The organism is Streptomyces sp. NPDC018833 (genome assembly GCF_044390825.1).
Classification (GTDB): domain Bacteria; phylum Actinomycetota; class Actinomycetes; order Streptomycetales; family Streptomycetaceae; genus Streptomyces.
In genome coordinates, this window is the sequence record NZ_JBIRZM010000012.1 from 120813 (window position 1) to 140780 (window position 19968).

The following is a 19968-nucleotide window of genomic DNA, read 5'->3' on the forward strand; positions in this document are numbered from 1 at the left end:
GCTCACGGATCATGAGACTCCTCCATACGTCCGACTGGCACCTGGGCCGGTCGCTGCACCGGGTGAGCATGCTCGACGCCCAGGCCGCCTTCCTCGACCACCTCGTGTCGACGGTCCGCGAGCGCGGGGTCCACGCGGTGCTCGTCGCGGGAGACGTGTATGACCGGGCGGTGCCGCCGCTCGCCGCCGTGGAGCTCTTCGACGACGCGCTGCACCGGCTCGCGGCGGCCGGGGTGCCGACCGTGATGATCTCCGGCAACCACGACTCGGCGCGCCGGCTCGGCGTCGGCGCCGGACTCATCGAGCGCGCCGGCGTGCACCTGCGCACCGACCCGGAGGGATGCGGCACCCCCGTCCTGCTCGCCGACACCCACGGGCCGGTGGCCTGCTACGGACTGCCCTACCTCGAACCGGCCCTGGTGAAGGACCGGTTCGGGGTCGCGAGGTCCGCGCACGAGCCGGTCCTGGCCGCGGCCATGCAGCGGGTGCGCGACGATCTCGCCGCGCGGGAGCCCGGCACCCGCTCCGTCGTCCTCGCGCACGCCTTCGTCGCCGGGGGCGAGGAGAGCGACAGCGAGCGGGACATCACCGTCGGCGGCGTCGCGGCCGTGCCTTCGGCCGTCTTCCACGGCGTCGACTACGTCGCCCTCGGCCACCTGCACGGCTGCCAGACCATCACCGAGCGCGTGCGCTATTCCGGCTCCCCGCTGGCCTACTCGTTCTCCGAGGCCGACCATCGCAAGACCATGTGGCTCATCGACCTCGACGCCCGGGGCGACGTGAGTGCCGAGCGTGTCGACTGCCCCGTGCCCCGGCCCCTCGCACGCCTGCGCGGCACCCTCGACGAACTCCTCGGCGATCCCGCACTCACCCGCCACGAGGACTCCTTCGTCGAGGCGACGCTCACCGACGCGGAGCGGCCAGCCGATCCGATGGCCCGCCTCACCGAACGCTTCCCGCACACCCTCAGCCTCGCCTTCGAGCCGGAGGGCGCCGAGGAGCACGGCACCACCTCCTACGCCCAGCGGCTCCGGGGCCGCACCGATCAGCAGATCGCGGAGGACTTCGTGACCCATGTGCGCGGCGGCAGTGCCCCCGACGAGGAGGAACGCGCCGTGCTCCACGGGGCGTTCGACGACGTCCGCGTGGACGCCGGTGTGCGCGAGGTGGCCGGGTGAGGCTGCACCGGCTGACCGTCACGGCCTTCGGACCGTTCGGCGCCACCCAGGAAGTCGACTTCGACACGCTCTCATCGGCGGGCCTGTTCCTGCTCCACGGCCCCACGGGCGCGGGCAAGACCTCTGTCCTCGACGCGGTCTGCTTCGCGCTCTACGGAGCAGTGCCCGGCGCGCGCCAGAGCCCGGGCACCTCGCTGCGCAGCGACCACGCCGATGTGCGCACCCCCACCGAGGTCCGCCTCGAACTCACCGTCGCGGGACGCCGGCTGGAGGTCACCCGCCGGCCCGCACAGCCCCGTCCGAAGGCACGCGGCACCGGCTTCGTCACCGAGCGGGCGCAGAGCCTGCTGAGGGAGTACGACGCCGACACCCGGCAATGGCGTCCGCTCAGCCGATCGCACCAGGAGATCGGCGAGGAGATCACGCAGCTGCTCGGTATGAGCCGGGACCAGTTCTGCCAGGTCGTCCTGCTGCCGCAGGGCGACTTCGCCCGCTTCCTGCGCGCCGACGCCGAGGCGCGCGGCAAACTCCTCGGGCGCCTCTTCGACACCCGCCGCTTCGCCGCGGTGGAGGAGCGTCTCGCCGAGCTGCGGCGTGCCGCCGAAGCCCGGGTGCGCGCCGGCGACGAGCGTCTGCTCGCCCTGGTCCACCGGATGGAACAGGCCGCGGGCGACGCGGCGGGCGACTGGCCGCCGCCGGACCAGCAGCCGGGCGATCCCGGGCTCGCCGCCGCCGCCCTGCGGTGGGCGGCCGTGGCCCGCTCCGGCGCGCGGGAACGGCTGGACATCGCCGCGCAGGCCGCCGCCGCCGCGGAGAGCCGGCAGGCCGCGGCCCGGCACGCACTCGACGGCGAGAGGGACCTCGCCCGGCTCCAGCTGCGCCACGCCGACGCCCGGTGCCGGGCCGACGCCCTGGATGCCGCGCGGCCCGGACACGAGGCGCTCGTCGCTGAGTTGGAGCGGGCCCGCAAAGCGGATCTGGTCGGGCCCGCATTGCGGCTGCGCGACGAGGCCGAGCACGAGCACAGCGCCGCCGGCGTGGAACGGGAGCGGACGCAGGCCGGCCTGCCCGCCGACCTGGCCGAGGCCGGCGCCGAACAGCTCCTGGCGCGCGAACGGGCGCTCCGCCAGGAACTGGGCGGCCTGGAGTCGGCGCGCCGGGCGGAGCAGCGCAGCGCGGACATCGCCCGCGAGCGCGCCGACCTGGACCGGCAGGCCCGCGCGGACGACGACGTGCTCCAGGAGGCGACCGCGTGGCTGGCCGAATGGGAGGGCCTGCGCCGCGCCCACCAGGACCGGATCGCGTCCGCGCAGGAGGCGGCGACCCGTGCCGAACAGCTGGCCGGCCGTCTCGAACCGGCCCGCGAGCGGCTGGGCGCGGCACGCGAGCGCGACGAGCTGACCGCCCGCGCCGGACGCGCCGAGGCTCGTCTGCGCACCCTCCACGACGGCGCCAACCGTGCGAAGGCGGCCTGGCTGGACCTCAAGGAGCGCCGACTGCGCGGCATCGCCGCCGAGCTGGCGTCCCGGCTGACGCCCGGACAGCCGTGCGCGGTCTGCGGGTCGGCGGCCCATCCGGCACCGGCCCGCGTGGGGGCCGACCATGTGGACCGCGCCGCGGAGGAGGAGGCGTACGCGGCGAGCACGCGGGCCGAGGCGGCGAAGACCGAGGCCGAACGCGACCTGGCGGTCCTTCACGAGGCCCGTGCGAGCGCGGCGTCCCGCGCACGGACGGGCGGTACGGCGGCCGGGGGGAGTGCCGCGTCCGGTGAACCGGAGGCGGTCGTATCGACGGCCGGCGTCCGCGTGATGCCCTCGGGTGACCGCGGGGCGACCGTTGCCGGCGCTCCTGCCGCAGCGGCTGAGAGCGGGCTGCCGGGCGAGGGTCCGGCGGGCACCGCGTCCTGGGGTGCGGGTCCGGCCCCGCGACACGGCGACGGCGCTGAACCGGACGCCCCGGAGGCGGGCCCCGCCGGACACGGGACCCTGCCCGGCAGCCGCGCGCACAGCATCGACGGCATGCTCGGCGGCGCCGCGCCCCACAGTGGCGCTCGCGGTGTTCCCGCGCCCCGACAGGCGCATGACGCCCCGTCTGTCGACGATCTGCGCGCCGCCGTCGAGGAGTTGGAGCACGAGCACGCCGAGGCGCGTCGCACCGCCTCCGGCATCCACGCCGCTCGGGAAGCGCTCGAACGGGCTGAGCGCGAGCACCGGGAGCGTGTCGACGCACGGCAGCAGGCGGAGCGCCGTATCGCCGCCCGCATGTCGCGGCGTGAGGCGCTTGACGGGGAACAGGCCGTGCTGGACGCCGAGTTGGCGCGGGCACGCGGCGACGCCGCGAGCGTGGCCGAACGCGCCGAGCTCCTTGAGCGCCGTGTCGGACTGCTCGCGGCCGCCGCCGAAGCCGTACGGGCACTCGACGCCACCGGGCAGCGGCTGAAGGAGGCGGACGACCGGCTGGCCGATGCCGCTTTCCGGGCCGGGTTCGACACGCCGGCCGACGCGGCGGCGGCCGTCGTCGCCGACGCCGCGCAGCGCGACATGCAGCGGCGGATCGACGCCTGGCGCACCGAGGAGGCAGCCGTCGCCGATCGGCTCGCCGAGGAGGACGCGAGAAGCGCGGCCGCGCGGCCCGCCGCCGACGCCGAGGGGGCCGAGGCCGACGCCCTGGCGGCCGACCGGGCCCTGCGTGACGCCGCGTCCCGGCTCGCCGCCGCCCGGCGGTGCTGTGCCGAGCTGGACCGGCTCTCCCGCGAGTCCGAGCAGGAGGTCCTGCGGCTCGGCCCGCTGCGCGAGCGGTACGACCGCGTGGCCCGCCTCGCTGGGCTGACCGCGGGCACGTCCGCTGACAACGAGCGCAAGATGCGCCTGGAGTCGTACGTCCTCGCGGCACGGCTGGAGCAGGTGGCGGCGGCAGCGACCGTGCGGTTGCAGCGCATGTCGTCGGGGCGGTACACGCTCGTCCACTCCGACGCCCGCACGGGCGGGAAGCGGGCCGGGCTGGGTCTGCATGTGGTCGACGCATGGACCGGCAGGGAACGGGACACGGCGACGCTCTCGGGCGGCGAGACGTTCTTCGCTTCGCTCGCCCTCGCACTCGGCCTCGCCGATGTCGTCACCGACGAGGCCGGCGGCATGCGGCTCGACACGCTCTTCATCGACGAGGGCTTCGGCAGCCTCGACGACCAGACCCTCGACGAGGTACTGGACGTCCTGGACTCACTGCGCGAGCGGGACCGAAGCGTCGGCATCGTGAGCCATGTCGGCGATCTGCGGCGGCGCATCCCGGCCCAACTGGAGGTCGTCAAGGAGCGCCACGGCTCGGCGGTGAGGCTGCGGACCGGCGGAATGGGCGACTGAGCGGGGCGCGGGCCGACCGCTCAGCGGCTGATCGGCCGGCTCGGCATGGGCGACGAGTACACGATGCTCGTCGTCACCGACCCCAGCGCGCCGACCTTCCCGGAAACCTCTTCGAGGTGGCGCATCGAACGGGCGGCCACCTTCAGCACGAAGCAGTCGTCGCCCGTGACATGGTGCGCCTCGAGGATCTCGGGGGTGGTGTCCAGCAGGTCGTGGAACGGCTTGTAGTTCCCGTTCGGGTACCGCAGGCGTACGAACGCGAGGATCGGCAGCCCCAGCCGCTCCTGGTCGACCACCGCTGCGTACCCCTTGATGACGCCGGCCTCCTCCAGCCTGCGCACCCGCTCGGTGACGGCACTCGCCGACATGGACACGGACCTGGCCAGCTCGGCGAAGCTGGCCCGTCCCTGGGTCTGGAGGGCCTGCAGGATGCGCCAGTCGGTGGCGTCCGGTGAATATCCCGTCATCCCCGAGAGCTAACAGGGGAATCCCCGGCAGATCAAGAGATGTGCCGGGGATCTCTCCTTGAGGGACGTGGTCGGCGCATCTAGATTCCTGCATATGACAACGACGCGGACCCACGCTGCCGAGACGCCCGCCGCCAACCCCGTCCTGCGGGTGCCGCCCGCCGCACCGGCCGAAGCCGCGGCGTACTTCCGCGCGAGCCTCGCCTTCCACGCCGACGTCTCCGACGTGGCCACCGCGCTGGCCGCGGGCGGCGACCCGGGATTCGTGGTGCTCGACTCCCGTTCGACCGAGTCCTGGGACCAGGGGCACGTCCCCGGCGCGATCCACCTGCCGACCGCCCGGATCCCCGAGCAGGCCGGGACCCTGCTGGACAGGTCCGTCCCCGTCGTCACCTACTGCTGGGGCCCCGGCTGCAACGGCGCCACCCGCGCCGCGCTCGCCCTCGCCGAACTCGGTTTTCAGGTCAAGGAGATGCTGGGCGGCTTCGAGTACTGGGCGAGGGAGGGCTTCGCGTACGAGACCTGGGAGGGCAGCACCACCCGCGACGCCGACCCGCTCACGACCCCTGTCGGCACGGACGCCTGCGGCTGCTGACCGACGGCGCGGCCGCGCCGAAGCGGTCCATGCGGGCCAGGACCGCTCCCGATCCCGAGGCGCCCGCACGGCTCGTGGCCACCGCGGCCGAGGCGGCGGCCGGCTCGACATCCTCGCCGCTGACCACGCGCCCAGCGGCTGCGACGGCCGCTCGACGCGATCGGCGCGATCGGCGCGAATCGACGCCGGGATGCTCGACGCACATCGAGCCGTCGACACGCGTTCGGTGATCCCGATCCAGGCGTACGCGCGACGGCGCGCGGACCTTCCGGGCATGCCGCCGGGCGGAAGCCGCCACGGACGTGGTCGGGACCGTGCATCACGACGCCCGCTGTCCGGGCGGAAGCCGCGGGCGTGGTCGGGATCACGCACCTACGCCCGCCGGCCCGCTCGTCCCCTCACAGCCTGGACAGTTCCTCCACCAGGTCGTCCAGGCCCAGCGGTCCCTGGGACAGGGCCGCCATGTGCCACGCCTTGGCGTCGAACGCGTGCCCGCGCGCGCGGCGCGCGTTCTCGCGGCCCAGCAGCCACGCCCGCTCGCCCAGCTTGTAGCCGATCGCCTGCCCCGGCATGGACAGATAGCGGACCAGTTCGCTCGCCACGAAGTCCGCCGGGCGGCCGCTGTGGGCGCCGAAGAACTCCTGCGCCAGATCCGGCGTCCACCGCTCTCCCGGGTGGAACGGCGAGTCCGCCGGGATCCGGAGTTCCAGGTGCATGCCGATGTCCACGATGACCCGGCACGCCCTCATCATCTGCGCGTCCAGGTAGCCGAGCCGGCGCTCCGGGTCGGTCAGGAAGCCCAGTTCGTCCATCAGCCGCTCCGCGTACAGCGCCCAGCCTTCGGCATTGGCGCTGACCATGCCGATCGTCGCCTGGTAGCGGGAGAGGCGGTCGGCGACGTGCACCCACTGCGCGAGCTGGAGATGATGGCCCGGCACGCCCTCGTGGTACCACGTGGACACCAGGTCGTAGACGGGGAAACGGGTCTCGCCCATCGTCGGCAGCCATGTCCGGCCCGGGCGGGAGAAGTCCTCCGACGGCACGGTGTAGTACGGCGCCGCCGCGCCGCCCGGCGGAGCGATGCGGGACTCCACCTTCCGTACCCGCGCGGCGAGTTCGAAGTGCGTGCCGTCCAGCGCCTCGATCGCCTCGTCCATCAGCTTCTGCAGCCAGACACGGACCTCCTCCACGCCCTCGATGTGCTCACCGTGCACATCGAGATGGGCCAGTGCCTCCCACGGACCGGCGCCGGGGAGGACCTTGTCCGCCTCCGTCTTCATCTCGCCCAGCAGACGGTGGTATTCGGACCAGCCGTACGCGTACGCCTCGTCGAGGTCCAGGTCCGTCCCGTTGAAGTAGCGCGACCAGCGGGCGTAGCGCTCACGACCGACGGTGTCCGGTGCCTCGGCGCCGGCGGGGGCGTACTCATCGCGCATCCAGTCACGCAGCGCCATCAGGGACTCGGTCGCGTTGCGGGCCGCCACCTCCAGTTCGACCCGCAGTGACGCGGGGCCGTCCGCCGTGAAGTCCTCGAACCAGCCGCGTCCGCCGCCGATCCACTCCGTCATCTGTCCGATGAAGGTACGGGTGGCCCGTGGCCCGCCGAACAGCTTCCGGTCCAGGCCGAGCGCGAGCGAGGCGCGGTACCCCTCCAGCGCACGCGGCACCGCCCGGAGCCGTTCCGCGACCGCGGCCCAGTCCTCGTCGGTCTCCGTCGGCGTCACCGTGAACACCTCGCGCACCGCGTGTGCGGGTGAGCGCAGGTTGCTCACCGTCCGCAGGCCCTCGTCGGCCTCGTGGACGGCGAGCTCGGCGGTGAGCCGCTCGCGCAGCAGCCGGCCGCAGCGCCGCTCGGCCTCGCTGTCGGCACCCGGCAGCATCTCGGCGGCATCGAGCTCGGCAAGGGTCGCCCGGGCGAGGTCGGCGATCTCCTCCTGGCCGGCCGGTGAGAAGTCGGGCAGGAGCCCGTTGCTGTCCTTGACGCCCAGATACGTTCCGGCGATCGGGTCGAGCTCGACGAGGGCGTCGACGTAGGCGTCGGCGACCTGGCGGGGCAGCGCGCTGATGGAAGTGGGTGACATGGGCCCATCCTCGTACGCGGGCGCACTCCCCGTCACCATCATCCGGCGTCGGACGCCTGACGTCCCGGCGCCGGCGGCAGCAGCGGTCCGCACTCCCACTGCTGGAATATCAACCTCGTCTCCACGCGGGCGACTTCGCGCTGAGAGGTGAATTCGTCCAGAACCAGCCGCTGCAGGTCGGCCATGTCCGTGACAGCCACATGCACCAGGTAGTCGTCCGGGCCGGTGAGATGGAACAGCGCGAGCGACTCGGGGAGCGCACGGATGCGCTCGACGAACGGCCCGATCAGTTCACGCCGGTGCGGACGCACCTGGACCATGAGCAGGGCCTGCAGCCCACGCCCGAGCCGGGCGGGGTCGAGGGCGAGACGGTGGCCGAGGATCACGCCGGAACGGCGCAGCCTGGTGACCCGGTCCAGACAGGTCGAGGGTGCCACGCCGACCTCCGCCGCCAGGTCGCGATAGGTGGTCCGGGCGTCGTTCTGGAGCAGGCGCAGGATCTTCAGGTCCACCGGGTCCAGTGCGACAGATTCAGCCATTCATCGAACGTAGCACGGAGAAGAAACGCTACTTCCCGGTAGGTGTTCACAGTGCCGCTCATGGAGAACGCAGCCGCGGTCGCGCCCGCACACCGGGCCCTGGCCACCGAAGCCGTGCACGCCGGACGCGAGGACCTCGCGCAGCTGGGCGTCCACGCCCCGCCGCTCGATCTGTCCACCACCTACCCCTCGTACGACGCCGCCGCCGAGGCCGCCCGGATCGACGCGTTCGCCGAGACCGGCGCCCGCCTCGACGGCCCGCCCGTCTATGCGCGCCTGGACAACCCCACCACCGCGCGGTTCGAGACGGCCCTCGCCAAGCTGGAGGGCACCGAGGCGGCGGTCGCGTTCGCCAGCGGCATGGCGGCACTCACCGCCGTGCTGCTGGTACGGGCGAGCATGGGCCTGCGGCACGTCGTCGCTGTCCGGCCGTTGTACGGCTGCAGCGACCATCTGCTGAACGCCGGACTGCTCGGCACCGAGGTCACCTGGACCGATCCGGCCGGCATCGCCGAGGCCCTGCGCCCCGACACCGGCCTCGTCATGGTGGAGACCCCCGCGAACCCGACGCTCGCCGAGGTCGACCTGCGTGCCGTACGGCATGCCTGCGGGTCGGTCCCGCTGCTCGTCGACAACACCTTCGCCACTCCCGTCCTCCAGCGGCCCGCCGAGGACGGCGCGCGGCTGGTGCTGCACAGCGCGACGAAGTACCTGGGCGGTCACGGTGATGTCATGGGCGGCGTCGTGGCCTGCGACGAGGAGTTCGCGCGCAAACTGCGGCAGGTGCGGTTCGCGACCGGCGGGGTGCTGCATCCGCTGGCCGGCTATCTGCTGCTCCGCGGACTGTCCACGCTGCCGGTACGGGTCAGGGCCGCGTCCACCACGGCGGCGGACCTCGCGCGCAGGCTCGACGCCGATCCGCGGGTCGCGCGGGTGCACTACCCGAGCATCGGCGGCGCGATGGTCTCCTTCGAGGTGTACGGCGACCCGCACGGGGTGATCGCCGGTGTCCGGCTGATCACTCCGGCGGTGAGCCTCGGCAGCGTCGACACGCTGATCCAGCACCCGGCCTCCATCAGCCACCGGATCGTGGCCGAGGGCGACCGGCACGCGCATGGGGTCAGTGACCGACTGCTGCGGCTGTCGGTGGGCCTGGAGGACGTCGAGGACCTGTGGCGCGACCTGACCGAGGCCCTCGGCGCCCACCCGGCCGACGCCGTGGCAGCCCGCCGCCCGGAACACGTGTCGTCCGCCCGCGGCTAGCCCGCGGCTCCTGGTGCGTCGGCGCCGCCCGGCCGGGCGGCGCCGACGCCCGGTCACGTCGTCGGGGTCGTCAGCGCTCGGCCTGCTCGTAGTGGGCCGAGGGGCGTACCGGTGTCGCGTCCAGTCGTGCCGTGACGACCAGCGTCCCTTCCTCGATCTGGTAGTCCAGTGGCAGGCCGAGACCCCGCATCGCCGCCACCATGGCGGTGTTCGAGGACTGGGTCACGGCGTAGACGCTGTCGCAGCCGGCCTCCACGGCCAGGGTCACCAGGCGGCTCAGCAGCTCCGAGCCGATGCCGCGGCGCTGCCACTCGTCCTCGACGAGCAGCGCCACCTCGGTCTCGTCGCCGTCCCACAGCAGGTGCCCCAGCGCGACCAGCCGGCCCGAGGCCGTCTGCACGGCGAGCGTGCGGCCGAAGCGCGGGCTGAGCAGATGGTTGAGGTAGCGGTCGGCGTCGCCGACGGGGCCGTGGTACCGCAGGCTCAGTGTGCGGTCCGAGCAGCGCTCGTGCATGGCGAGCGCCGCTGCCACATCGCCCTGGTCCGCGCGGCGGACGATGATCTCGTTCCCCTCGGGGAGGGTGAGAACGTCCCGGCTGCGCGGGATACGCGGCCCGAGGCGGGCGTCGAGCTCGACGAGCGCGCGGGCGCGGGCGAACTCCGTGGGTGTGAAGGGAAGATAGGGCCGCTCGACGGTGATCGCGCCGCCGTTCGGGTCGCAAAGATGCATCACCGTCTCCTCCAGCACGCCCTCCACCGGCGGCATGTCACCGGTGGGCCGGCCGCTCAGCGACAGCGCGGGGCGCGACCGGATCGTGCAGCGTCCGAGCAACTGGCGCAGGGCGAGCGGCAGCTCCGCCGCGTCGAGTGCGGTGCGGGTGGCGAGGCCGAGCACGCGGGTCGGGGTGTCGACGAGGTCATGGGCGTCGGCGCGTTCGGTCCAGGTGCTCGTGCCGCCCGCCGCCGCGATCTCGCGGGTGAGCTGCTGGGCCTCCAGGCCGGCGGGCGCGCGCAGCAGGAACTCGTCCACCGTGCCGTCGCCCAGCGGATGCGTCTGCAGGGTCAGGATGTCGACGTCGAGGTGTGCCAGGGCGCTGCAGAGCGCGGCCAGGCTCCCGGGCGCGTCCTTGACCGTCGTGCGCATCCGCCACAGCGCCGTCTCGCGCGGATCCGCGCCGGACTCCTCGTCTGCCGGCGTTTCTGCCGCGCTGCGGGGCTGGGTTGTCGTGGGAGGGGCATGACTGTGGTGCCGTGCCCACCATGTGTGGAACGCCGCCGTGGCGATCAGCGCGACGGCGGACGCCACGAGCAGGAACGGGCCGTCGGGGCCGTGCCCGATCAGCTGAGCGATCGCGTCGGCGACGGCGACCGCCGTGAACAGGGCTGCCAGTTCGACAAGGTCCCGCCGCCAGTGGTGCGGACGGCGGGCACTCTTCGCAGAAGTCACATCTGTCATGTCATCACTGTGACCGAACGGTGTTGCGTGATCACGAACGCTTTGTGACTGATGGGTTAAGCGCAGATCTGGGCTGCTATCAACTGATTTTGGCTGTCTCTGGCGTGGAGTGTTCGCTTCCCTGACGCAGCGCGGCCAGCAGCCGGGACGCCTGAATGGCCAGTTGCAACGAACCACGCCGTCCCGCCAGGTCCGTGAGTCCTTCAGCCCGCGCGAGCGCCGGCGCCGCTCCCGCACCGCAGCGCTCGACGCAGTCGGCGGCCACGCCCAGTATCTCGCCCAGAGCACGCGGAGCGGGCGTGGTGGCCAGCAGCGCGGGCAGCGCGGCCGCGAGCAGCGACCAGACCGTCCCGTACGCCCCGGAGGCAGCGGCCGTGCGGGCCGAGTCCGCCAGCCGGTTGAGCTTCACGGTGCCGCGCCGGACCAGCGCCGCGACCGCCCTGCCGGCCCCCTCCGCGTCGAGCTGTCCCCGGGCGGCCAGCACCAGCAGCGCGTCCACCGCGGACAGCCGGTCCTCGCCGAACCGCGCGCCGAGCCCGGCCGCCAGCGCTCCGTGCAGATACGGGCCCGGGACGCCCTCCGCCTCGGCGAGCGCGGGCAGCGACGAGGCGTTGCCCCGCGCATCGTGCTCAGCCGCCGCCATCACACCGGGCAGCAGCCACATCGCCAGTGCCTCACGGTCCTGGGGCAGCACCGCCGGCCAGTACCGCTCACCGCCTTCCCAGTGGTAGCAGCCCCGAAACGGCACCTCCTGGGGGTGGCCGAGCCACTGGAGCGGGCGGGGGAACTCCCACTGGAACGCCGGCCCTTGTCGTGTCTCGGCGACACGCCGGCCCAGCCCCGTCCGCGCCGGAGATGCCGTCGGGGATGCCGTCGCGCCGGCGTACTCCGCGCCGATGTCGTCCGCACCGGCGGTGTGCGGCGCCGGGAGGACGGCGTCCGGCTCGCTCAGCCACGCTGAGAGCTGATCGCCCTCCCGTGTGCCGAGCCCGGCCGCCGCCTTCGCCGCGGCCTCGTCCCCGCTCCGGCGCACGCGCAGCAGCGCCTGTGCGAAGTCCACCGGAGCGGGCGCCGCACCCAGCCGCCCGTACTCCCGGAGCCGTTCCACCAGGACCTCCGCGTCCAGCGCCCCGGTGTGCCAGGTGGGTGTGGCCAGCAGGAACGGCAGGGGCCGTGTCAGCAGGAAGTAGCTGACCTCCCACAGCCGGGAGTTGACGGTGTGGGCAAGCCCGGTGTGGGCGCAGAGCCCCGGCCGGACCGTGCGCGACCGGGCTCTGTCCAGCATGCCGGCTGAGAGGCGGCCCACGAGTGTCGCGGCCACCACCTCCAGCCCGTACGTATGCTGCGAGAAGCGCTCGTCGGCCGTCCGGGGCGTCCAGTCGGACCACCACTGTCCCGCCGTCGCGGCCCGCAACGCCTCGGCCAGCGCGTCGCGTTCCTGATGGGCCACCCGGACCAGACCGTCCAGGACTCGCTCGAACGCGACCACATCCTCCTCGCCGCGCACCAGAACCAGCAGCTGCTCGACGACCTCCGCAACCGACTCGGGCGCCGCCTCCAGCCGCCTGGGCACCGGCACGGGCGGCAGGATCTCCTCGTACGCGGCTCCGCCGGCGCCGTCCGCGAGCACACCGAACACCGCTTCCGCCCTGGCCCGGTGCACCGGCCCGAGCAGCGCTGCCGAGGCGGCCAGCTCCTCCCGCAGCCCCGCATCCACCCGCGGGACGTACCGCGCCACGAGCTTCAGCGCACGGTCCTGAACACCGGTGTCCTCGTGCCCGAACGCCTCGGCGATCACAGGCAGCAGCTCCGGTGCCGCCGCCGGGTCCCGGCGCAGCTCCTTGCCCAGCAGCGACAACTGGGCGCGCACCAGCTTCTTCTCCGTACGGAACAGCACGCCCGCCGAGGCCTCGGCCAGCGTCCGCGTGGACAGCTCCCCCCGCTCGGCCACACGCCCCAGCACCTCCTGGGCGTGCCCGGCCACGGTGGAGAGGCCGTCGGCGGCCATGCCGGCCCAGTCGGCGACACGGGCGCTCTCCTCGGCCGGGGTGAGGCCGAGCCTGCGCAGCACCTGAAGGACGGCGCGCATCTCGCCGGGGCGCCCGCCGCGCAGAAGTCGCCGAACGCATCCCCCGACGAGCGCCGCCCGCTCCAGCACGCCTTCCTCGGCCAGCCGGGCCAGAGCGGAGGGCCAGTGCAGGGGATTGTCCGGATCGTCGTACATCGTGAGGGCCGCCGGCAGCGGCGTCGCCTCGAACATGCGGGGCACGAGGACCGGTGCGTGCCGGTCCTCGCGCACGGCTTCGGGGCCGACCCTGGCCGGGGTGACCGTCAGGGCCCAGCCGTGGACGTACTCGTCGGTCGTGGGCGTCTCACAGCCCGACAGCGCGACCAGCTCCTTGATGAGCGGAGCGTCCTCCTGGGCGGTGGAGGGCCGGGCGGCGAGCCGGTGGGCGACGTCCGCCAGCCAGGCCGGGTCCCGGTCCTTGAGGACACCGGTGATGACCCGGGGTGAAACGGCCGAGAAGCTGCGCAGGTCCCGTGCCCCGATCCAGGCCGCCGCCGCGGCGGCTCCGGAGAGGCAACCCGCTCCGGCGACCAGCAGCGCGTCCTGGACGGCGCCGCGCTCCCGCCAGCGTTCCCAGTCCCAGCCGCGGACCTCGGCCCGGATCTCCTTCAGCACGGGCAGCGCCGCCTTGCGCTCCTCGCCCGTCATCGTCCCGAGCAGTCCGGGCACATCGTGGGACCTGCCCTCGCCCACCGCAGCTGCCAGTCCGGTCATCGGGCCGCTCCCGTCGTCGAAGAGGACTCGTGCGCCGCGACCATCGCGCCGCGCCGGGCCATCCGCACCGCCAGGGCGTGCTTGCAGGGCCCGCGCCGGCCCTGGTGGCCGGTCCACCACCGGCAGGTACAGCTCAGTGCCCCGCCCGAATCCCGCACCTGATAGCGCCGTTCACCCGAGAGCACGGTGGCCGGCTCACCGGACGGGTCGACCGCCCCTGCGGACACGAGCTCACGTGCTCCGGTCAGCCGGGGATTGTGCCGCTCCGCGTGGTCGGCGTCGTACGGCAGCTCGCGGTGGAAGTACGCCGCCTCGGCGAGGTCGTAGCCCACGCGGCCCGCCGTGCCGAGCCGGGTCAGCGCCGCGCGGACCCGCTCGGGTGTCAGGCCGCTCTGCTCGGCGAGCTCCGCGGGGTCGATCCGCGGCTCCCATGCCAGCAGCACCGAGACGAGCTCCGCGTCCTGCGCGGTCTCGTCGATGGCCAGGGCCTCCAGCACCCCGCCCTCGCCGGAGAAGCCGCGCGAGGCGTCCGGTGACAGGGTGAGGGTCAGCCGCATACCTGGCAGCACGACCTCCCACGCACTCGCCGTCGGCAGCCCGTCGCCCACGGGGCCGTACACCCGCAGCGCCGCTGCCTGGCGCAGCACCCGGTGGAGCGCGGCGAGCCGCTCGGCACCCGGCAGGCACACCGAGCCCGGGCCCGGCCGGGTGGTGGGCCGCAGCGTCCGGCCGGTGGGCACCACCCACTGCGCGCCGTGCGCGGCGCTGCCCGAGCCACGCGGCAGCGACCGGAGGAAACGTACCGCCTCGGTCGCGGGCAGCTCGGCACGCAGGTCGAAGCCGACCGTCGCGACCTGGGCCTCGGCGAAGCCGCGCAGCCACCGGTCCGGCAGCGACACCTTCTTCTCCACCACGGCGCCCGCCACGGTGGTGACCGTCAACTCGTCCGGACCGACGCGCATATGGAGCGGATCATCGCCGGTCAGACGGGAAAGCGCCTCGCGCAGAGGGTGGTTGACGTCCACGTTCGTCGTGCCGTGCCCCGTGTCGGCGCCGTCCAGGCCCTCGGGCAGCACGTCCAGGCGGGCGTAGACCCCGTTGCAGCCGGAGAAGGACTCGAAGCGCAGCCGGTCGCCGTTGCCCGTGACGACCGGGTCCAGTATCGGCCGGACACTGTGATCGTGATACCGCGCGGCGGCCACGTCGGCGACCGCCAGCAGGCCGCGGGCCGCCGCCTGCGGGGAGGCGAGGAAGCCGGAGAAGAAGTGCGGATGCGCCTCGGCACCCCGGGGCGTGAGCCCGCTCGACGTCTCCAGGCCGAGAAGCCGGCCGCCCTGTCCGGAGACGAGAGCGGACGCACGGGAGTAGGCGAACGCCTGCAGTGATCGCGTCATGGAAAGACCGTAGAGGCCTCCACTGACACTGATGCTCGTAGCCGGTTCTCGGCGGCTGTCTCTGCCACTGACTGACGTCATTGACTGACGGTCTGCTGGGCCGTCAACGGGCCCCGGCCTGCGCGGCCGGGGCCCCGAGCGCGTCCGAACAGCGGGGACCGGCCACGACTTCCGTGCGCCGGACGGGGGTTACTGCCCCACGCGCCCCGGCTGCAGAGTCCTGCTGAACAGAACCGTTCCACCCTCGGCGCGCAGCCGCACCGTCAACTCACCGCTGCCGCCGTCGATGTCGACCTCGCCGAAGTACTGGGGAGACTCCATCGGCGACACGTTCGCCCGCTGCGGGGCGCGGACGAAGACCCGGTCGGGGCCGAACGTCCCATCGAGCGCGTTCGCGGGGAAGCCGCCCGCCGCGAGCGGCCCGGAGACGAACTCCCAGAACGGCGCGAAGTCCTTGAAGGCGGCGCGCTCCGGCGCGTAGTGCTGCGCCGAGGTGTAGTGCACGTCCGCGGTCAGCCACACCGTGCCGGTGATCCGCCGGTGCTTGATGTGCCGCAGCAGGTCGGCGATCTGGAGCTCGCGCCCGAGCGGCGCACCCGGGTCGCCCTGTGCCACGGCCTCGAAGTCCGCCGCACCATCGGGCACGATCAGCCCGAGCGGCATGTCGGACGCGAGCACCTTCCACACGGCACGCGACCGGGACAGCTCGTGCTTGAGCCAGGCGAGCTGCTCCGCACCGAGGATGCCCTGGGTGTCGTCGGCCTGCCGCCCCGGCGAGTTGGGGTTGCGGAAGCTGCGCATGTCGAGGACGAAGACGTCCAGCAGCGGACCGTGGTGCACCACCCGGTGGATGCGGCCCTCGCTTCCGCGCGCGGAGAGCGTGCCGACCGGGAAGTACTCGCCGAAGGCCCGCATCGAGCGTCGCGCGAGCACATCGACGTTCTTCTCCGTGTACCGCGCGTCCTGAAGGATCTGTCCCGGATACCAGTTGTTGCGCACCTCGTGGTCGTCCCACTGCACGATCGTCGGGACCTGCGCGTTGAACCGCCGGACGTTCTCGTCGAGCAGGTTGTAGCGGAAGGTGCCCCGGTACTCGTCCAGCGTCTCGGCGACCTTGGACTTCTCCTCGGTCACGAGGTTGTGCCACACACGCCCGTCGGGCAGCGTCACGCTCGGCACGAGCGGCCCGTCCGCGTACACCGTGTCGCCGCTGCACAGGAAGAAGTCCGGATCGAGCCCGCGCATCTCCTCGTACGCGCGATAACCCCCGATGTCCGGGTTGATGCCCCAGCCCTGTCCGGCGATGTCACCCGACCACAGGAAGCGCACGCCCTGCCCGCGCCGCGCCGGCGCGGTGCGGAAGGTGCCCCGGACCCCCTCGCCGGTCCGCCGCGGATCGTCCGGGTCGGCCAGCGTGACGCGATAGTGGATCTGCTCGCCGGGCGGCAGTCCGCGCAGCGCGGTCGTGCCGGTGAAGTCGGTGTCCGGGCCCAGCAGCGGGCCGTGCCAGATGCGCGGATGCCGGAACGACTCCGTCGCGGACGTCTCCACGATCATGCGCGCGGGCCGGTCGGAACGTACCCAGACCAGCCCCGACGACGTGGTCACATCACCGGTCTGCACACCCCACGCCGCGCGCGGCCGGCCTGACAGGGCCAGGGCGGGCGCCGATCCCGCGGCAGGCAGGGCCAGGGCCGCCGATGCGGCGGCCGTGCCCCGCAGGACGGAACGCCGGGCAGGGGTGAATCTCCGTGGGGTCTGGGACATCGCTGCGCCTCCATACGGGTCCGGACGGTGTGCCGCCATGCCTAACGTCCGGCCACGGCCGGGACGAGAACCCGAAGTGAACAGCGCGCTGCGCAGGTTGCCGCGGCGCCTGCCGGCCCGCGGCCGCCGATGGCGAGCGGGGTGACCGGCACCCGTGGCGTCAGCGGCTGCCGTCCAGCAGCACACGGGCGACGAGCGCGGGGTCGTCGCTCATCGGCACATGGCCGCAGCCCGGCAGCCGTACGAGCCGAGCCCCTGGGACCACCTGCTTGGCCCGTACCCCCTGGCGGCGCAGCAGGAGCCGGTCCTTGGTGCCCCACCCGATGGTGACGGGGATCCCGCGGACGTCGTCGGTGAACAGCACCTCCCGGCCGGCCGCGAGGGTCCGGTGGAAGCCGGTCGCCTCGCGCAGGGCGCACGTCTCGGCGACGGCGGCCTCGGGCGAACGGCGGGCGGGCCGGGCGTAGATGGTGCTCACGAGTGCGGCCCGGCCCACGGCGGAGCGGGACAGCCGCTCGACCATCGGCGTGGGCATCGAGCTGGCTCCCACCCGCATCGCGCGCAGCAGCCCGAAGGCGTAGACGCGCTCGCTCCGCGACCAGAAGCCGCCGGGGGACAGGGCCGTCACCGACCGGACGAGCTTGTCGCGGCCGAGCTCCAGGGCGAGCAGCCCGCCCAGCGAGTTGCCCGCGACGTGGGGGCGCTCGATGCCGATCGCCGTGCAGAACGCGCCGAGCACGGTGCAGACCGTACCGAGGCTGTACGGCACCCCGGCCGGCAGCGCGGGCGAGGCGCCGAAACCGGGGAGGTCCACGGCGACGACGTCCCGTTCGGTGGCGAGGATGTCCATCACCGGCTCCCAGGCCTGCCAGTGGTGGCCGATGCCGTGAAGCAGCAGCAGAGGCTCGCCGCTGCCCCTGCGTTCGTAGTGCACGGAGAGCGTGCGGCTGCCATCGCCGGTCTCGACGGCGAACGAGATCTCTGCGGCCATGTACGCCAGCTCCCTGGTACGTGAAAGATGTAGACGACCTGTCAGTAAGAATTACCGCCCGGTAGCCCAGAGTTCAAGAGACGGTACGCGGGCGAGGCCGACTGTGGCACGCGCCGCACCGATACCTCCTGGACACCGTGGGCGCCGTTCGGTTGGGATGGTGCCGTGGCAGCAGACACCGCGACCGACGTCTTCGAGGAACACCGGCCCGTCCTGACCGGCGTGGCCTACCGCATGCTCGGGCGCGTCGCCGATGCCGAGGACGTGGTGCAGGAGGCATGGCTGCGCTGGTCCGCGGACACGCGCGACGACATACACGAGCCGCGTGCCTTCCTCGTCCGCATCACGACCCGGCTCGCCATCGACCGGCTGCGCCACGTCCAGTCGCGTCGTGAGTCCTACGTCGGCCCCTGGCTGCCCGAGCCGATCGTCACCGACTTCGGCCCCGCTGTCCCGGACACCGCGGAGCGGGCCGTCCTCGCCGACTCCGTCTCGCTCGCCGTCCTCGTGGTCCTCGAATCCCTCTCCCCGCTGGAACGCGCGGTGTTCGTGCTGAGGGAGGCCTTCGGCTTCCCCCACGCGGAGATCGCCGCCACGCTGGAGAAGTCCGAGGCGGCCGTGCGGCAGCTTGCCGGCCGCGCCCGGAAGCACGTCGACGAGCGCAGGCACCGCTACGACGTCGATCCCGGCGAACGCCGCGACCTCACCGAACGCTTCCTCGCCGCCGCGGCCGGCGGCGATCTGTCCGGACTGCTGTCCCTCCTCGCCCCCGACGTGACCCTCGTCGGCGACAGCGGCGGCAAGTCCAAAGCGCCGCTGCGCATCATGCACACCGCCGACAAGGTCGGCCGCTTCCTCTTCGCCGTGTCGCAGCAGCCGATCAACGACATGGAGATCCGATTCCGCGAGGTCAACGGAGCGCCCGCACTGCTCGTCCTGTCGGGCGGTCGGCCGGACAGCGTCATCCAGTTCGAGGTGCTCGACGGGCGCATCAGCTGTGTCTACATCGTCCGAAACCCCGACAAGCTCACCTCGTTGGCCGTTCCCGGGGCGGCCTGAAAACGCCGACGCCGCACGTCAGGCCCCGTGTCCGCTTCTGGATGCGGGGTCTTGTGGTGTACGGCGACGACTCGGTACGAAATCCCTGTGAACGCTCTTCGAAGTTGTTCCGTTCCTCTGCGTGACGACTGCAGTATTGGTCTTGACCAAGGGTGGGGCCCGTCCTATGGTCGCAGGGATAGTGCAGGAACCTTTAATAAACAAGGGCGCGAAAAGCCGCCGGGGACACGGCGATTGCGGAGGATCAGGGTGGGGACCACGCAGCTGGACTCGGTGCCGGAGCCCAAGTACTGGCACCTCAAGACCGTGCTCGGCGAAGCACTCGACTCGGACTTCACGGTGGGTGAGATCCTGCCCAACGAACGTGACCTCGCCGCTCGTTTCGGGGTCGCCCGCGCCACACTCCGGCAGGCGCTCGAACAGCTGGAGCTCGAAGGCCGACTCCAGCGCCGCCGTGGCGTCGGCACCACCGTGGCCCCGCCGCGCATGGGCGTCGACGTCTCGCCGTCCCCGCACGACTGGCCCGGCGCCGGCACGACCGACGCATGGCAGGCCACCGAGTGCGGCCGCGCGGTACCGCCCCCGTCCGTCGCACGGCTGCTGGACCTGGACGCCGACGAGGAGACGCATGTGGTGCGCCGGGCGCGTGCCCACCACGGTCAGCCCGTGGCCACCGACCTGCTCTACGTACCCGACTCCGCCGTGCCGGACCTGCCGGCCATCGACGCCCCTTCCGGACCCGCGCTCGCCCGCGGCGTCCTGCGCGCACTGGCCCGCCTCGACCTCGAGGGCGAGGACCGCGCCGTGGAACTGGGCTCGGCCGGCGCCGTCGACGCGAAGGAACTGGACCGGCTGCCCGGCGCTCCCGTCCTCGTCGTCACCACGCGCTACTTCTCCGCGGGCCGCACGGCCGCGGTGTCCGTCGCGACGTACCGGGCCGACACCTGCCGGCTCACCTTCGTAGCGTACGGCGACCTGGAGATCAGCCACGGCGCCGAGGAGCGGCGCGCCTCCTGACACCTGACCTGCCGCGGCAC

Annotated in this window: 14 protein-coding genes; 6 read left to right on the forward strand and 8 right to left on the reverse strand. The window is 73.3% G+C overall.

Annotated elements, in window-relative coordinates; genetic code table 11:
• The first annotated feature begins 11 nt into the window (after positions 1 to 11).
• Together ACH5AF_RS23570 and ACH5AF_RS23575 are read left to right on the forward strand one after the other, a co-directional pair.
• Positions 12 to 1178, forward strand: a complete 1167-nt coding sequence (locus tag ACH5AF_RS23570) for an exonuclease SbcCD subunit D (RefSeq protein WP_398903900.1) — start codon at positions 12 to 14, stop codon at positions 1176 to 1178.
• Complete coding sequence (locus ACH5AF_RS23575) at positions 1175 to 4537, forward strand: AAA family ATPase (protein ID WP_398903902.1); 3363 nt, start codon at positions 1175 to 1177, stop codon at positions 4535 to 4537. Before ACH5AF_RS23570 ends, ACH5AF_RS23575 begins: the two co-directional genes overlap by 4 nt.
• Before the next feature lie 20 nt (positions 4538 to 4557).
• Here ACH5AF_RS23575 and ACH5AF_RS23580 read toward each other — a convergent pair whose 3' ends face one another.
• Positions 4558 to 5004: an Lrp/AsnC family transcriptional regulator gene (locus ACH5AF_RS23580; protein ID WP_398903904.1), complete on the reverse strand. Its 447-nt coding sequence runs from the start codon at positions 5002 to 5004 to the stop codon at positions 4558 to 4560.
• 94 nt (positions 5005 to 5098) lie between these two features.
• On the opposite strand from ACH5AF_RS23580, the gene ACH5AF_RS23585 reads away from it, so the two are divergent.
• Positions 5099 to 5599, forward strand: a complete 501-nt coding sequence (locus ACH5AF_RS23585) for a rhodanese-like domain-containing protein (protein WP_398903905.1) — start codon at positions 5099 to 5101, stop codon at positions 5597 to 5599.
• Between the two features lie 398 nt (positions 5600 to 5997).
• On the opposite strand, the gene ACH5AF_RS23590 is transcribed toward ACH5AF_RS23585, so the two are convergent.
• Both ACH5AF_RS23590 and ACH5AF_RS23595 read right to left on the reverse strand, forming a co-directional pair.
• Positions 5998 to 7680 (reverse strand): DUF885 domain-containing protein, encoded by a 1683-nt coding sequence (locus ACH5AF_RS23590; RefSeq protein ID WP_398903908.1) that lies wholly within the window; start codon positions 7678 to 7680, stop codon positions 5998 to 6000.
• A gap of 38 nt (positions 7681 to 7718) precedes the next feature.
• Positions 7719 to 8219, reverse strand: coding sequence for an Lrp/AsnC family transcriptional regulator (locus ACH5AF_RS23595; RefSeq protein WP_398903910.1), 501 nt, complete (start codon positions 8217 to 8219; stop codon positions 7719 to 7721).
• A 60-nt stretch (positions 8220 to 8279) separates the two neighbouring features.
• Here ACH5AF_RS23595 and ACH5AF_RS23600 point away from each other — a divergent pair, with 60 nt between their 5' ends.
• The gene (locus tag ACH5AF_RS23600) at positions 8280 to 9482 is read left to right on the forward strand and encodes a trans-sulfuration enzyme family protein (RefSeq protein ID WP_398903912.1); all 1203 of its coding nucleotides are present in this window, start codon (positions 8280 to 8282) and stop codon (positions 9480 to 9482) included.
• A gap of 70 nt (positions 9483 to 9552) precedes the next feature.
• Here ACH5AF_RS23600 and ACH5AF_RS23605 read toward each other — a convergent pair whose 3' ends face one another.
• The 5 genes from ACH5AF_RS23605 to ACH5AF_RS23625 all read right to left on the reverse strand — a co-directional run bounded on the left by ACH5AF_RS23605 (position 9553) and on the right by ACH5AF_RS23625 (position 17872).
• Positions 9553 to 10938 carry a GNAT family N-acetyltransferase gene (locus ACH5AF_RS23605; protein ID WP_398903913.1) on the reverse strand — a complete coding sequence of 462 codons (1386 nt, stop codon included), beginning with the start codon at positions 10936 to 10938 and terminating at the stop codon, positions 9553 to 9555.
• A gap of 79 nt (positions 10939 to 11017) precedes the next feature.
• Positions 11018 to 13720, reverse strand: coding sequence for a DUF6493 family protein (locus ACH5AF_RS23610; protein WP_398903915.1), 2703 nt, complete (start codon positions 13718 to 13720; stop codon positions 11018 to 11020).
• Entirely contained in the window at positions 13717 to 15114 is a 1398-nt protein-coding gene (locus ACH5AF_RS23615; protein WP_398903917.1) for an SWIM zinc finger family protein, read from the reverse strand. Before ACH5AF_RS23615 ends, ACH5AF_RS23610 begins: the two co-directional genes overlap by 4 nt.
• Before the next feature lie 189 nt (positions 15115 to 15303).
• Positions 15304 to 16881, reverse strand: coding sequence for an alkaline phosphatase D family protein (locus ACH5AF_RS23620; protein WP_398903919.1), 1578 nt, complete (start codon positions 16879 to 16881; stop codon positions 15304 to 15306).
• A 160-nt stretch (positions 16882 to 17041) separates the two neighbouring features.
• On the reverse strand, positions 17042 to 17872 hold the full coding sequence (locus ACH5AF_RS23625; RefSeq protein ID WP_398903920.1) for an alpha/beta fold hydrolase: 831 nt from the start codon (positions 17870 to 17872) through the stop codon (positions 17042 to 17044).
• Positions 17873 to 18037: 165 nt separating this feature from the next.
• Between ACH5AF_RS23625 and ACH5AF_RS23630 the strand changes: the two genes are divergently transcribed.
• Together ACH5AF_RS23630 and ACH5AF_RS23635 are read left to right on the forward strand one after the other, a co-directional pair.
• On the forward strand, positions 18038 to 18931 hold the full coding sequence (locus ACH5AF_RS23630) for an RNA polymerase sigma-70 factor (protein ID WP_398903922.1): 894 nt from the start codon (positions 18038 to 18040) through the stop codon (positions 18929 to 18931).
• A 249-nt stretch (positions 18932 to 19180) separates the two neighbouring features.
• Positions 19181 to 19948: a GntR family transcriptional regulator gene (locus ACH5AF_RS23635; protein WP_398903924.1), complete on the forward strand. Its 768-nt coding sequence runs from the start codon at positions 19181 to 19183 to the stop codon at positions 19946 to 19948.
• Positions 19949 to 19968 lie beyond the last annotated feature (20 nt).